This is a genomic window from Vibrio cincinnatiensis, assembly GCF_022113815.1.
GTDB classification, from domain to species: domain Bacteria; phylum Pseudomonadota; class Gammaproteobacteria; order Enterobacterales; family Vibrionaceae; genus Vibrio; species Vibrio cincinnatiensis_A.
Genome location: NZ_SGOM01000002.1, coordinates 319,622 through 334,842, shown reverse-complemented (window position 1 = coordinate 334,842; position 15,221 = coordinate 319,622). Strand labels below are relative to the sequence as shown.

At 43.4% G+C, this 15,221-nt stretch carries 9 protein-coding genes; 4 read left to right on the top strand and 5 right to left on the bottom strand.

The window, feature by feature from the left end:
• Positions 1–131: 131 nt before the first annotated feature.
• From EXA13_RS04420 to lamB, 4 genes are all read right to left on the bottom strand, one after another.
• Entirely contained in the window at positions 132–1,745 is a 1,614-nt protein-coding gene (locus EXA13_RS04420; RefSeq protein ID WP_238132079.1) for an alpha-amylase family glycosyl hydrolase, read from the bottom strand.
• 71 nt (positions 1,746–1,816) lie between these two features.
• Positions 1,817–2,329, bottom strand: coding sequence for a glycosidase (locus EXA13_RS04415; RefSeq protein WP_238132078.1), 513 nt, complete (start codon positions 2,327–2,329; stop codon positions 1,817–1,819).
• Between the two features lie 92 nt (positions 2,330–2,421).
• On the bottom strand, positions 2,422–3,258 hold the full coding sequence (locus EXA13_RS04410; RefSeq protein ID WP_238132077.1) for a MalM family protein: 837 nt from the start codon (positions 3,256–3,258) through the stop codon (positions 2,422–2,424).
• A 113-nt stretch (positions 3,259–3,371) separates the two neighbouring features.
• Positions 3,372–4,556, bottom strand: coding sequence for a maltoporin LamB (lamB, locus tag EXA13_RS04405; RefSeq protein WP_238132076.1), 1,185 nt, complete (start codon positions 4,554–4,556; stop codon positions 3,372–3,374).
• A 448-nt stretch (positions 4,557–5,004) separates the two neighbouring features.
• Between lamB and glgX the strand changes: the two genes are divergently transcribed.
• The 4 genes from glgX to fdhF all read left to right on the top strand — a co-directional run bounded on the left by glgX (position 5,005) and on the right by fdhF (position 14,360).
• Positions 5,005–6,981 carry a glycogen debranching protein GlgX gene (glgX, locus tag EXA13_RS04400; protein WP_238132075.1) on the top strand — a complete coding sequence of 659 codons (1,977 nt, stop codon included), beginning with the start codon at positions 5,005–5,007 and terminating at the stop codon, positions 6,979–6,981.
• 142 nt (positions 6,982–7,123) lie between these two features.
• The gene (locus EXA13_RS04395; RefSeq protein ID WP_238132074.1) at positions 7,124–8,971 is read left to right on the top strand and encodes an ABC transporter ATP-binding protein; all 1,848 of its coding nucleotides are present in this window, start codon (positions 7,124–7,126) and stop codon (positions 8,969–8,971) included.
• A 105-nt stretch (positions 8,972–9,076) separates the two neighbouring features.
• Complete coding sequence (locus EXA13_RS04390) at positions 9,077–9,781, top strand: DUF445 domain-containing protein (RefSeq protein WP_238132073.1); 705 nt, start codon at positions 9,077–9,079, stop codon at positions 9,779–9,781.
• Positions 9,782–10,241: 460 nt separating this feature from the next.
• Positions 10,242–14,360: a formate dehydrogenase subunit alpha gene (fdhF, locus tag EXA13_RS04385; protein WP_238132072.1), complete on the top strand. Its 4,119-nt coding sequence runs from the start codon at positions 10,242–10,244 to the stop codon at positions 14,358–14,360.
• A gap of 9 nt (positions 14,361–14,369) precedes the next feature.
• On the opposite strand, the gene EXA13_RS04380 is transcribed toward fdhF, so the two are convergent.
• Positions 14,370–15,215 (bottom strand): arginase family protein, encoded by an 846-nt coding sequence (locus tag EXA13_RS04380; protein ID WP_238132071.1) that lies wholly within the window; start codon positions 15,213–15,215, stop codon positions 14,370–14,372.
• Between the last annotated feature and the right edge of the window lie 6 nt (positions 15,216–15,221).

Sequence of the window (15,221 nt, the reverse complement as noted above, 5' to 3'; positions counted from 1 at the left end):
TATATCACCGCCAATATGTCTGAAAAATCGCAGTCAACAATCGCGTCTGGATCATAAAGAGAAACAATAAGTTGTAGATAAGAGATAGATGCGGCACTCCACGATAAATATCTGATGAAGTGCCGCAAAGGTTAGTCAGCCGTTTTCACTTGTAAAAAACGAGCCTGCAAAGGATTTATCGATATTGTGTAATGACCATTGATGGGCGTAAGCCTTGTATGACCATCAAGCAAATCTACCAATTCAATCGCAGACCCCAGTTCTGCGGCTGAAAAAGAAAATTGTTCGGTCATTTGAGAGGTATTTAATAAAAATAACACACGATCCTCGCCCGACTGTTTTAGATCCGCATAACGAGTTGCATCCGCAAGTAAATTAGTTCTAGAACCTTGATAGAGCGCCGGATGGTTAGCCCGTAGAGCCAATAATGATGCCACATAGTTTTTTAAATCAGCTTGGTTTGCATCAAGCGTTGCGTTCACACCCTCAATTTTTGCACTACTGCGTGCGACATGATCGTCACAAACCCCGCGTGTTGCACAAGTTCGGGTATCTTCTTTTACAGCAAAGTTCTCAACTTGATCGCCAATTTCTTCACCATAATAGAGTGTAATTGGGCCAGTATAAGCAGCTTGGAAAGCAAAGGCGGCTTTGTGACGTAACCAATATTCAACCTCATTCGGCTGAGCAAGTCCGCCACGTTGCAACAAATCCCCAAAGCGTACTAAATCATGGTTGCCGAGCATTAGGTTGGGCTGAGCATGTGCGGGGTATGAGTTGTGTGTCGTAAAACCATTATTGAGCCACTGAGCCTCTTTCCCTCCTACACCATCTTCATTCACCGCAAGCGTTTCAACTATTCGGTAACGCATCGGAAAGTCGAAAGCAGAACACAAAGCAGGTGCTTGTGTTTCACCATAAGCTTCATGAGCAATATCAGATTCACCTTTCCAGACTTCCGCCACCATATAACCCAATGGATTCACTGCTACTCCATCAGCATTAATATAAGTAACGCTTTGAGAGGTCTGTTCAACCGCTTTACGAATTTGGATCCAATCAGCCAACGGCACTTGATAAGCCTGATCTAACCGCCAACCATCAATATTAAGCTCTTTAATCCAATAGGTTGCCACTTCTTGATAAAAAGCCAAACTGTCTGGGTAATCAACAGGATCATTGCTACCTGCCGGAAGCAAGCCAGAAGGTGAAGGTTTAATTAAACCTTGCTTATGATGGCCAAACACTCCATCAAAGAAGACATACAGCCCTTTACTATGCGCTGCATCGACTAAGGCTTTCGCGGTGGCCAAGTCCCCAAAACGGGGATCTATTTTAAAATAATCGGTTGCAAAATATCCTGTTGCATCAAGACGATCAGCCCAGTGATCTTGCCCTGCTATTGGCTGAGATTCAAAAATCGGAGTCAGCCAAATCGCATTCACACCCAAGGCTTGAATATAATCCAAAGAATCAATAATTCCTTGTAAATCTCCTTTATGGTGGCTAGTTCCATACCCAGTTTCGTGCCCAATGCTTGAATCACCATCAACAAAGCTTTCGACCATGATTTGATAAGTCATCAATGTATTACTTTTTTCAGCTATTTGAGTAGAGCAAGCATAATTCTCGAGAGAAGTACGCTGACTAAATCGCTCCTGATTATCCTCAGAAGAAGAACAACCGGTTAATATCAAACCAATAATGGAGATTATATTAAAAAATTTATAGATATGAAATTTCATCACTTAATATGATATATTAAACACAGTAAAAAATAGATATTTCTTACTGTGTTTATTGGATTTATGAATGATTATTGACAAGGGTTAACCATGATATTAAAAGGTTTCCCTTTTTCATCAAACTGTAAACTCCAAACATATTTTCCGGATTGCTTAATCTCTACCGTTGTATCTGTACCATATCCACCGAAAGTTAATTCCGTCAGTTCACCCACATTAAGTCGACGACCTTTGGCAGTAAATTGTGGAGACCAAAGCTCAGTCGCATATTGCATTTTATAACTGCCTTCTTTTTCTACGGTCACTGCTTGATAAAAATTATTGCCCTTATACTGGTATTGCCGAGCAGGAACGTGTTTCCAATCTGCATCAGGGAAACTACCAACCACATACAGAGGCTGTTTGATAGGACCAGAAGCTGTACTATTCGCGTTATCACAGCGAGACATGAAGTCAATACTTTCTTGTGGCGATAAATTCGTTAGTGTTTCATCTACAGCAAGAGAATCATAATCGGATGTTGATTGACACCCCATCAAACCAATTAAAACCGACAATAGAAGTGAGGATTCCCTTAATTTCATATTAATTCCTTTTATTATAAATAACACGCTACAAAATATAAAACCATGCTTATAAAATTTGGGTTTAGATATATCTAAACCCAAGTTAATTTTTATTTATTCTTGTTTATTTCTTTAACAAATACATCTTGTGCATCTTGAATACCCAGAGCTTTAGCTTCATCTAATAACCCAAGAGCTTTAGGTATATTACCCTCTGCCACTGATTTTTTTATTTCCGTGTGATAATAATTTCTTGTGTCCGGCTGAACTGTTATATTTTTTTTCATTATATCACTTGAGACTTGTGACGATGATGCTTCAGTTCGAGTGAATGAGAGAAAACTTGGGCCAGATACATTTAATTCAATAGAACCTGTTAAACTATGTGCAATAGGAATATCTTTTAATTCTGGCATATAGTTCCCACGACCTTCCGCATCAATACGGCCAGGGTGAGCAACATATGTGAATTCTTTCATATCAGATTGTGTAGTATAAACAATTAAATATAGACTTTTATGTCCTTGAGGAGGATATAAATCAATATCTGCGACTAAACGATTCCCTAAATTCAGCCGCGGCTTTCTATATTCAAATATCGAACTATCATAATGCTCAACCGTTTCACCTTGAAGATCTGTAATCAGAACATGGGGGTAAAATACGGTATCCTTAATTTCACTGATTACGCTTAACTCCAAACGTCCTCTATCTGCCGGAATTTCAAAAACAGCAACAGGACTAGATATTTGGTCATTGTTCAAATACTGAGTATTAGGAGTAATAGAAACCTTCGTTGTGCTTGGCAATTTAACCGGCGTGATTTTTAACTGAGAAATATTTTCAACGCCTTGCACCATGCCTACCTGATCTTGCTCTACAACCGTTGTAGATTGGCAGCCAGTTAAAGCTATACAACTGCCTAAAAGTAATGCTCGTAAATACATTGGGTGCTCCTGTTCTATTTTTTTAAAGGCTCTCATAAACCCTTAAAAAAATAGCTGACCTAAGCCAGCTATTTACAATATGGACTTAAAATACTTTAGGATCTAGTAGCAGATTACCACCAAGCTTCGACTTGAATACCTGCAACAAAGTCTCCATCACCTTTATCACCAAATGTTGTCCCCTCATGATCTGTGATATATGAACCATATACACGCAACTCAGGACGAGACCAGAAACTATTACCCATTGCCCAAGCCTGAGCAATAGTAAACTTACTGCCAGCAAAATCATCCCCTTTCTCGTTTTCACCGGCATTATAACCAGCTTCAAAAACGGTGCGCATGGTATCATTCCATTTATACATTGGTCGAACAACAACGGAATACTGATCAATATCAACTTTTGATGTACCAATGTCATACCCTGACAAATAAGCTAGCTGATGACCAACTTCCCACGACTCACCAAGGTTCATTACCCCCCAGTTTAATATACGGAAACCTTTTGCATCATTATTGTCAGAACCACCTCGGCCATAGTAAGTTCCAGCTCCCCATAAATTAGCCACTTGAACACCATAACTAGCAGTACCATATTGGAAAATTGTCTGGTTAAAGCCATTGTCCATTCCATGGTGAATAATGGCTGATGCCATAACACCATCGTCGGCATCTTCTGTCATATCATCTTTTTCTGTCGCAAAGTTATAAGCAAGCGCGAGTTCTAAAGAAGTACGATCACCCATGGAAATATTAGCTAAGCGAGCATCAAAAATATAACCAGATGAGTCGTTATTATCCCCATCTTGAATCAGTGCCAAAGAAAGCTTCTGATCACCAACTGAAAGATTTTCAATACCACCACCAGTACCAGAAGTATTTAAGAAATAGAAGTCTGTGATATGGATATCTTTACGTTGGTAGTAACGTTTACCCGCCCAAAGTACAGCGTCAGGATCAGAAGCGATCAACCCCTTAGCCTGAACATTAAACTGCGCAACGTTAATACTATTGCTATCTTCCCAACCAGATTTACCCTCATCACTTTTTGCCATCATGGAATCAATTTTCCAAGTTTGCTCACCTGTTTTTAACTCTTCAGAAAATCCAAATTCATAGTAGTTGTCATTTTCGTTACCGAGACGACCAATACCATTTTTCATAAAAGAAACATCCGCTTCACCGTTACCACTAATACCAGTACCAGCACGGAAATAGCCATTAAAATCGACAGCAAAAGCAGACCCCGCTGCTAAAGAAGCAGCCACTGCAGCAGCAATTACACTTATCTTTTTCATCGTTATTAACTCCATTTAGTTTTTTCTTATGTCACTCTATTTTCACGCTCTCTTTATCGAACTCATAAAGGCAGAAATGAACCAACGATAAAAAGAGGTAAGATGGGACGAGTCCCCAGTTGTTTCAACTGTGAAAGAGGTTACTAAAGGCGCAGGGGCATGGCTTCCTCCGCCCTAACTATATTTAGGGGGGATGAGAAAGGAGGAGAAATTTAACCGTATGGTGTTTTTAAATCATTGATCACGAAATTGGGGGGAGTAGTTTTACTGACTTCCGGTTTCTTACGCTACAAAGTGTCTCTTTGATCACTCTTTTGCCCTCAATGAGTGACTTCGATGAAAGAAAATTACATGAGAATATTTGTGACAAGGCGCTTGACCTTACGCTGACAAAACCTTTTACTTAAAGAGGCAGTGACTGAAAATAGAATAACAACGGTAACTTACCATGACATTGATGCTCTCTAAGCCGTATCCACTCGGCGCGACACTTGATGATGACGGATGTAATTTTGCAATCTACGCTCCAGCGGATACCGACTTACTGCTGGCTCTTTTTCATTCTGATGGCAGCTACCAAACTCTCCCATTAGACAATGAATATGCTGGTATTCAATATACCCATGTTAAGGGGATTAAAGCTGGGCAACGTTATGGTTTTATTACTCAGTTAGAGGGTGAACTGTTTTACCTATCGGATCCCTATACTAGAGCGTTGGACCATGAGCTGAGTTATCAAGTTCCTCTAACGCCAGCAGAAAGTTTTGATCTCCCTAAATGTGTGGTTATCGATCCCAGTTTTGATTGGCAAGGGACAACAAAACCAAGACGTCCACGCGATGAAATGGTGTTATTTGAAACGCACGTAAAAGGCTTAACGAAGCTGCACCCTGACGTGAGCCATAATCAACAAGGTACTTACCTTGGGTTGGTCAGTGAACCCATGCTGACCTTTTACCGTGAACAAAATATTAATACTTTACAGTTGCTGCCCATTGCCGCCTGCATGCATGAACCTCATCTACTGGAGATGGGAAAGGTCAACTACTGGGGTTATAACCCTTATGTTTTTATGGCACCGGATCCTCGCTATGCCACCCATGATGCCGTCAATGAGTTAAAAACGGCCATTCGTGAACTGCATAAACAAGGTATTGAAGTCATTCTTGACGTGGTTTATAACCACACGGCAGAAGGCGGAGAAGGGGGTCCCATCTTTAACCTTAAAGCCCTTGACTCACATTACTACCTGAAACATGGCCAGCAGTTCGCCAATTTCACGGGTTGTGGTAATACCTTGGATCTCGCCTATCAACCGGCCCTAAACCTTGTTATGGATACTCTGCGTTACTGGGTAAGTGAATATCACGTTGATGGGTTCCGTTTTGATTTAGCGGCAACACTGGGTCGTCATGGAGACAATTTCAGCCAAGAAGCCGCTTTCTTTAAAGCCGTTGCTCAAGATCCTCTCTTGCGAGAAGTCAAGTTGATCGCCGAGCCTTGGGATATTGGCCCTAATGGTTATCAAGTCGGTAATTTTCCTTTTGGCTGGAATGAAACCAACGATAAATTACGAGATATTACTCGCAGTTTTTGGCGTGGCGATCAAGGCTACCTCAAAGAATTTGCCACTCGTATTATGGGCTCACGCGATCTCTACAGTGCATCATTATGGCCTTATAAATTAACGGTAAACTACATTACCTATCATGATGGCTTCACATTACAAGATCTCGTTTCATACAAACATAAGCATAATGAGGCCAACGGCGAACAAAACCGAGACGGTCACGGAGACAATCGCTCTGATAACTATGGAGTGGAAGGTGATACCGATAATATGGTGATCCGCACCATCCGTGAAAAACAAAAGCGTAACTTTATGGCAAGTTTGCTCTTTGCTTTTGGGATCCCCCATATTCTTACGGCAGATGTCATTTCACACACCCAGCAAGGAAATAATAACGCTTACTGCCAAGACAACGAAATAAGCTGGCTTAATTGGCAACTCACGGAGCGCAAACAGTACTTTAGACAGTGGCTATCTGAGATGATCACCGCTCGCCAACGTTATATGGTGCCTTTTATTCGTGCCTTTAGTGGTGAAACTCGCAACTCTAACCGCGTGTTTTGGCGTCGTAATGATGGAACCCTAATGGAGCAAGATGATTGGAATCAAGTCAGTTCCGTCGCATTGCATATCGGTATTGGTGAAGATGGCCAAGAGTTGCTCTATTTGATCAACCAAACAAACGCCACGGCTCGCTTTACCCTACCTTGTGACCAAAATCAGGAGTGGTGCGTCATCTGTGATACCAATATGCGTACGGTTCATAAAGACACCGCCAAAGGAGAAGTACTGCAACTTCCTATCTCTATGGCGATTTTACACTACCAACCCAAAAAGAAATGTACAAAACATTAATCAACTAAGCCTCAGAGAACCCAATTTTGGGGTTCTCTGAGCACCATTTTGATATCAACCGATACTTCTGCTATAACAACTCTTCCTCCGCTTCTATTATTCCTATTAATGACTCTTTTGCAGAGTTCAATAAGGGTTTTCCATGTATAAACGATTTGAAAGCTTTACCGAAGCTTTTCCTAAGGCTACCCCACAACGCCCCCCCAATACGTTATGGGCATTTTGCCGACACTATACGAAAGGGTATGAAAAACCATTAATCATCATGGCGTTACTCAGTACATTGATCGCAATTATTGAGGTTTCTCTTTTTGGCTTTATGGGCCAATTGGTTGACTGGCTTTCCAGTAGCCAACCCGAGCGTTTTTTCATCGATAACCGTAACACCTTAATTGGCTTAACGTTACTCCTTTTAGTGGGCATGCCCTTGCTCATTTCGGTTTATTCGCTGTTAATTCACCAGACGCTACTGGGCAACTACCCCATGTCGATTCGCTGGTTGGCTCACCGCTATTTGTTAAAACAAAGTCTCTCTTTTTATCAAGATGAGTTCTCTGGCCGAATTGCCACGAAAGTGATGCAAACCGCGCTGTCGGTACGTGAAACCGTGATGAAAACGCTGGATGTTTTTGTTTATGTGATCGTCTACTTTTCAGCTATGTTGGTGATGCTCGCTCAAGCAGATTGGCGCTTGATGCTTCCCATGCTGTTTTGGTTATCAGCTTATATCACTATTCAGCTCTACTACATTCCCAAATTAAAACAGGTGTCAAGCGAACAAGCCGATGCTCGTTCCATGATGACTGGGCGAATTGTCGACAGCTACACCAATATCATGACCGTCAAACTGTTTTCACATAGCCGACGTGAAACCGATTATGCAGAAGAAGGAATGAACGGCTTTCTAGACACCGTTTACCGCCAGATGCGTTTGGTCACAGGGTTTAATATCTGGGTAGAAATTGCCAATTATCTTTTAGTTTTTATCATTGCTGCGATATCTATCTATTTATGGTCAATCAGCGCCATCAGTGTGGGAGCCATTGCGATTGCGATTAGCCTTGCACTACGAATTAACGGTATGTCGAAATGGATCATGTGGGAAGTAGGCGCGCTATTTGAAAATATGGGCACCGTGGTCGATGGAATGAAAATGCTCTCAAAACCGATCACCATTGAAGATGCCCCCCATTCATCCGCTCTCAAAGTAACCGATGGCCATATTGAGTTTTCAGATGTCAGCTTCCATTACGGAGAAAGTAAAGAGGTAATCAATCACCTTAATTTAACCATTAAGCCTGGGGAAAAAGTCGGATTAGTTGGCCGTTCAGGCGCTGGAAAATCAACCTTGGTCAATTTATTGCTACGTTTTCATGATGTTGAAGGCGGAACCATTAAAATTGATGGGCAAAATATTGCTGAAGTTACCCAAGATTCCTTGCGCGGCGCCATCGGGATGGTGACACAAGACACTTCATTACTGCATCGCTCTATTCGGGACAATATTCTCTACAGTAACCCCACAGCCAATGATGAAGCGATGCGCAACGCAGCGATGCAAGCTCATGCACACGAGTTTATTGAAACATTAACCGATGCATTTGGTAACACGGGTTATGACGCGCAAGTTGGGGAACGAGGCGTCAAACTGTCTGGTGGACAACGCCAGCGAATTGCTATCTCTCGTGTCTTGCTAAAAGATGCGCCATTACTTGTACTAGATGAAGCAACCTCCGCATTAGATTCTGAAGTGGAAGCCGCCATCCAAGAAAGCCTTAATGAATTGATGCAAGGGAAAACCGTCATTGCTATTGCTCATCGGCTTTCAACCATTGCAGCGATGGATCGACTCATCGTGTTAGACAAAGGACAAATCGTAGAGCAAGGCACTCACCAAGCATTGATCAGCCAAAATGGCATTTACGCTCAACTGTGGGCCCACCAGACAGGGGGCTTTATTGGTGGCGTATCAGAAGACGATATCGCCTAATCATATGGCCAGCACACTGGTGCTGGCTCTTCCCTGCTCTGACATTTTCTCTTACTATTGCCCTCTTCCATTTACCTTACTGTTTGATATCCCATTGAAGTCATCATGAACAAAAGTATTATCACAAACCTTATTGCTTTACTGCTACTGGCTATCGGCTACTATTTTGACCAATCCGTCCTGTTTAATGCGGGTTTATTTGCTTTTTCCGGTGCAATCACGAACTGGTTAGCCATTCATATGCTGTTTGAAAAAGTGCCCGGTTTATATGGATCGGGTGTTATCCCCGCTCGTTTTGAAGATTTTAAAGCCGCAATCAAACGATTGATGATGGAAGAGTTTTTTACCGACGCCAATATTGACCGTTTTTTAAATCAAGAAATGAGCAACAATCAAGCGCTTGACCTTGAACCAGTGATAGCTCAAGTCGATTTCAACCCAACCTTTGATTCGCTGGTTGACGTTATCCAACACTCTTCCTTTGGTGGAATGCTGGCCATGTTTGGGGGCTCAGAAGTCTTACTACCCCTAAAGCAACCTTTTGTCGAAAAGATGCAAACGTCGATGGTTCAGATAAGCCAAAGCGATTCAGTAAAACAAGCGTTAAAAGCACAACTTGAATCACCGGCGATGCTCGATGAAATCAAAATCAATATTGAAAGCATCATCAACCAACGCTTGAATGAATTAACCCCACAGTTAGTCAAAGAGATGGTTCAAGCGATGATTAAACAGCACCTTGGCTGGTTAGTCGTTTGGGGCGGTGTCTTTGGGGGCGTGATTGGAATTCTCGCCACCTTGATTCAGTAACTCGTCACACCTCCATGTTGATGAAAAGGAAAATGGGCATCCGCTCATTTTCCTTTTTCTTATCAACATCAATCAAACCCTCTTTTGTTCGAGTCATGGAGAGCAATGAAGCGCTGCCAGTGATCGGAATGAACACCAATACAAAACTGAAACCCGCTGTTCAATAACGGTGATGGGACATTCGAGCCATTGACTCTCTTCCTATATCGTTTTACGCAGAGCAACCAGATTGAGTGAAGAACCGTCAATTTATTTATAAATCCTGCCCTAATCGGCAAAATTGCTGTTGCACATAAACTGCGAGCTAAGTCGTAGGAATCACCGTTAATATTCCTTATACTGTTCCATAACCACAGATTTTTTATGGCTTTATGAGAAATGGAAACGCGATTTTTTTCATAACTTCCCCTCTTACAACTAAGCCTACCAACCTGCGCTTATTGGCGCTGATGAGGTGTTTATGCACGTGGTCGTTAATGGTCAATCCTTCCCCTACCAAGCAGGACTTTCTCTTCTTCAATTTTTGCAGTCCTTAAACCTTGATGTGCCACAACTGTGTGCCGCTAGCCATCAAATGGGTAAACAACACTGCAATTTATGCGTCGTGGAAGAACAGAAACTTGGCATTATTCGAGCCTGTGACACCCCACTACAGCCGCACATGCAGATTGAAACACAGACGCCAACTCTCTACCAACTTCGCCAAAAGGCCTTAGCAGCGATTCTGGCAGAGCACACTGCCGATTGTGAGGCTCCCTGCCAACTGGCTTGCCCTGCTCATGTTGATATTCAGGCATATTTACATCACATTGCACAAGGTGAACCTCAACAAGCCATCTCTGTCATTAAACGTCATTTACCTCTGCCCGCTTCTATTGGCCGAGTGTGCCCCGCTTTTTGCGAAACTGAATGTCGGCGTAGCTTAGTCGATGAGCCTATCGCTATACGTCAATTAAAACGCCATGCTGCTGATATCGATTTAACTACATCGTCTCCAGCCCCCTCAATGATGCCAGATAATGGTAAGCACATTGCTATTGTTGGTGCTGGGCCTGCAGGGCTCGCCTGCGGTTACTACTTACGTTTAATGGGATTTTCCGTCACCTTATTTGAAAGCATGCCGCAAGCGGGAGGGTGGCTACGCTATGGCATTCCTGAATACCGCTTACCTAAACAGGTGCTGGATCAAGAGATAAGCTTACTGCTGAAAACTGGCATGACACTGTTATGCAACCAAACTATTGGGAAAGATTTTTCTCTTTCTCAATTAGAACAAGAATATGATGCTGTTTGCCTAGCAATAGGCGCAACCAAAGCAGTAAGTGCTCACTATCCTGGTAGTCAATTATCTGGGTGCTACCTGGGCGCAGACTACCTAAAAGATGCAGCAACATACCAACGCTTAAAAACGGGAAAAAACGTCGCGATTATTGGCGGGGGCAATACGGCGATTGACTGCGCCCGAACCGCAGTTCGGTTTGGTGCGAAAGTCACTCTATTTTATCGTCGCACTCTTAATGAAATGCCAGCAGAAGAGTATGAAATTCAAGCTGCTGACCATGAAGGGGTCACCTTCTGCTTTCTTACCCGTCCCTTAGAAAACCTTGCAGATGAACAAGGCCATGTCCGAGCAATCCGGCTGCAAAAAATGGCATTAGGAGAAGCGGATAGCTCTGGGCGACGTAAACCCATCCCGACGGAAGAAGTCTACGAACAAGCCTTTGATACTGTGATTGCCGCTTTGTCCCAACAGCCAGATCTTCAACTTTTTAACGGGCAAAAAGCACACGTTCCACTCACCCAATCACACACCGCTTGTGTCGATCCTGAAACACTGCATCACTATAACAATGTGTTCTCCATTGGCGATTTCCGTCGCGGCCCTGCCACGGCAATTGAAGCGATTGCTGATGGAAAACAAGCCGCAGAAGCCATTGCCCATCGCTTAATCTTAGGTCTCAATCCTCAGCAAAAAATATTTGCCAGCCGTAAAGCTCCTTCACTCAACCTTGTTAAACGCAATGAATATCGCTTTGAAGCCATTCAGAGAAGAGTGCAATTTCCACATATTCCAAGCTTATACCGCCGTAAAAATTTTGCCGAAGTGGAGCTTGACCCTGGAAGAAATGCGGCGAAATTAGAAGCCAGTCGCTGCCTAGAATGCGGTTGCCAAGTAAATACCGACTGTCGTTTACGCGACTATGCCAGTGAGCACCATATTGATGCGACACAGCTCACCTTGGTTGAACGCAGTGGTTATCCCGTTGATAAAAGTAGCCCTTTTATTGTCTTTGATGCTAACCGCTGCATCAGTTGCGGGCTTTGTATCCAAGCCTGTCAGGAAGAAAATGTACATGGCGTGTTAAGTTTTTCGAACACCGATCATAAACCGATATTTAACCATAACCAACGCATTAATGATTCTCAGTGCAGTCAATGTGGCGCCTGCATACAAGCTTGTCCAACAGGTGCATTAGTGGATAAACGCGACAAATCTCATGCACGAATAGACATACTAAAACCCATCACCACGATTTGTACCTATTGTGGGGTAGGGTGTAGTTTGACTTTGTATGTCGATGAAAACGCTAACCGCATTCGACACATTGAAGGAAATAAACGCTCGCCCGTAAACCAAGGTATGCTTTGTGTTAAAGGGCGATTTGGTTTTGATTTTCTTCACAGCCCTGAGCGGCTAACGACCCCACTGATTCGCCGACACGGTCAGTTACAGCCCGCGAGTTGGCAAGAGGCCTTAACTGAAATTGCTCAGCGTTTTCGCAACATTAAAGAAAACTATGGCAGCCAAGCGCTCGGTGGGTTTTCTTCGGCCAAAGCCACCAACCAAGATAATTATCTCTTTCAAAAACTCATCCGGCGAGAATTTGGCACCAATAACGTCGATCACTGTGCTCGCCTATGCCATGCCTCAACGGTAACGGGCCTTGAGGCATCCTTAGGCAGTGGGGCCATGACAAACGATATCGCCAGCATTGCCCATTCTGATGTGATCTTAATCATTGGTTCGGATACCACCGCCGCTCACCCAGTGATCGCCTCACATATAAAACGAGCCGTTCAACAAGGGGCAAAATTAATTGTTATTGACCCTAAACGGATCAAAATGGCGGATTACGCTACCTTATATGTGGCTCAGCGGCCAGGTACCGATGTAATGTTACTCAACGGTATCATGCAGCAAATCATCACTCATGCTTGGTATGATAACGATTACCTACAACAACGTGTAGATGGATTTGAAGCTCTGTTGATGGAAGTGATGTCTGACCACTATTTACCAGAAAAAGTGGAGCTTATCACCGGAGTGAGTGCACAAGATATTTACCGTATTGCCCAAATGATCGGCACTGCTCGTGTAACCTCTGTTTTTTATGCCATGGGTATAACCCAGCATACTACTGGTCATGATAATGTCCGCTCCATTGCAAACTTGCAGCTATTGTGTGGAAACATCGGAATCGAAGGTGGGGGAATTAACCCACTGCGCGGACAATCAAATGTGCAAGGTGCCTGTGATATGGGCGCGCTCCCAACCGATTACCCCGGTTATCAAAAAGTCACTCATCCACTGGTACACACTAAGTTTTGTCAAGCTTGGCAATGTAATACACTTTCCCAGCAACCCGGATTAACGCTAACGGAAATGATTGATGCTGCAGAGAAACAGGAATTGCGTGGCCTATATGTGATGGGAGAAAACCCCGTACTGAGCGATCCCAACCAGAGTCACGTTATCGAAGCACTAAAACAACTCGATTTTTTACTGGTACAAGACATTTTTCTATCGGAAACCGCACAATTAGCCGACATTGTTCTGCCCGCGTGTGCGTTTGCAGAAAAAAGTGGTCACTTCACCAATACTGAGCGAAGAGTTCAATCATTAACTCCAGCCCTCACACCACCGGGGGAAGCCAAAGAGGATTGGTGGATCATCACACAGATAGCCAATGCGATGGGCGCGAATTGGTCCTATCACAGCGTAGAACAGGTTCATCAGGAAATATGTCAAGTCACCCCTCAATATGCCGGAATGACTTGGCAACAGGTCGCACAAGGTGGCCTGCAATGGCCTTGTCATGCAGAAGCACCACAGGGTACCCGCTTACTTCATCAGCAAGAATTCCCTCGAGGCAAAGCACAAATGGTTCCGGTTCCATTCCGATATGCCGCAGAACTGCCGGATGAAGATTACCCACTTATATTGACCACAGGGCGAGTGTTAGAGCAGTTCCATACTGGCACCATGACTCGCAAGACTTCAGGATTAAATGAAAAAGCTAGCGCGCAGATCATGATCAGTGTCCAAGAGGCAGAACGATTAGGGATAACCAATAGTGAAAAAGTGCGCCTCACCTCACGCAGGGGTTATATTGAAGCTCCGGCGTTTATTACCAAACGAATGCAATCAGGGGTTGTGTTTGTTCCCTTCCATTTTGCAGAGGCTCCGGCAAACCGGCTGACGGTTAATGCTTGCGATCCCTATGCAAAAATTCCAGAGTTTAAAGTTTCAGCAGTGCGGCTAGAAAAAATAGTTCCGCCAATCACGGAACCGGAGTAGCCCACTGGGTTACTCCTTATTGAATGAGTAAAAAGATTCTTGAGATAAACGACCAAGCTCATCAATCATTTCTTTGGTTTGTTTAGAATAGATGAGCTTATCTTTCGCACCAATCAACTGGATCAGTTTTACTTTACCAGACATCACCGCTTGGCGTAGCACCCGTAAAACCATTTGGTTATCTAAAATCTTATGATCATCCAAGCCATTACCGGGTACTAAAGAAGCAAGATCAATAGAAATCACTAATTGATCGCAATGTTCAATATAGTGCTCCAGTTGGTTTTTCACTTGAGCTCGATGACGAAAGCTACATTCTTCTTCCGTTAACCAATCACAGCCCAAATCTTCTGCGTACTCCCATGTTTGGCTCGCTACACGATCAGCATCAATGCCAAAATAAAATAACCGAGTCTGTTGATAACGAGACAGCGCAAAGTGATACACCGATCCAACTTGTCGGTCTAATGTCTGTTTGAGTTCAAACTGGTGACCAATATGAATAATACCCAACTCTTCGTTATCGACCGCGAGCAGTGGCAGTGCATTCAGCAGTAACTCGTGACAGTTCCCCAATATGACAGGGACCGAATGGATGGTTAAATGGTGGTTTAATAGCTCTCGAAACCGACTATCTGCCGGATCGCGTAAGACAAGATGTCCGGCATCCGCATAATTCGTATTCACTTGTTGTTGATAAAGCCAATCAGAGGCAAATTCTAAACTTTGCTGAGCAAATTCAAACTCGACTTGCGAAGTCGGCTTTACCTGTTCACACACGGTACAGAAACTAAACGCCGACATAGCGGGTGCCGAAGAACGGCCAAGACGATAACGTTTGAATAAACTAAGCATGATGAA

Bases quoted from the DNA above. Each gene is read 5' to 3' on its own strand.
- EXA13_RS04420 (WP_238132079.1), bottom strand. From the start codon at position 1,745: ATGAAATTTCATATCTATAAATTTTTTAATATAATCTCCATTATTGGT.
- EXA13_RS04415 (WP_238132078.1), bottom strand. From the start codon at position 2,329: ATGAAATTAAGGGAATCCTCACTTCTATTGTCGGTTTTAATTGGTTTG.
- EXA13_RS04410 (WP_238132077.1), bottom strand. From the start codon at position 3,258: ATGTATTTACGAGCATTACTTTTAGGCAGTTGTATAGCTTTAACTGGC.
- lamB (WP_238132076.1), bottom strand. From the start codon at position 4,556: ATGAAAAAGATAAGTGTAATTGCTGCTGCAGTGGCTGCTTCTTTAGCA.
- glgX (WP_238132075.1), top strand. From the start codon at position 5,005: ATGACATTGATGCTCTCTAAGCCGTATCCACTCGGCGCGACACTTGAT.
- EXA13_RS04395 (WP_238132074.1), top strand. From the start codon at position 7,124: ATGTATAAACGATTTGAAAGCTTTACCGAAGCTTTTCCTAAGGCTACC.
- EXA13_RS04390 (WP_238132073.1), top strand. From the start codon at position 9,077: ATGAACAAAAGTATTATCACAAACCTTATTGCTTTACTGCTACTGGCT.
- fdhF (WP_238132072.1), top strand. From the start codon at position 10,242: ATGCACGTGGTCGTTAATGGTCAATCCTTCCCCTACCAAGCAGGACTT.
- EXA13_RS04380 (WP_238132071.1), bottom strand. From the start codon at position 15,215: ATGCTTAGTTTATTCAAACGTTATCGTCTTGGCCGTTCTTCGGCACCC.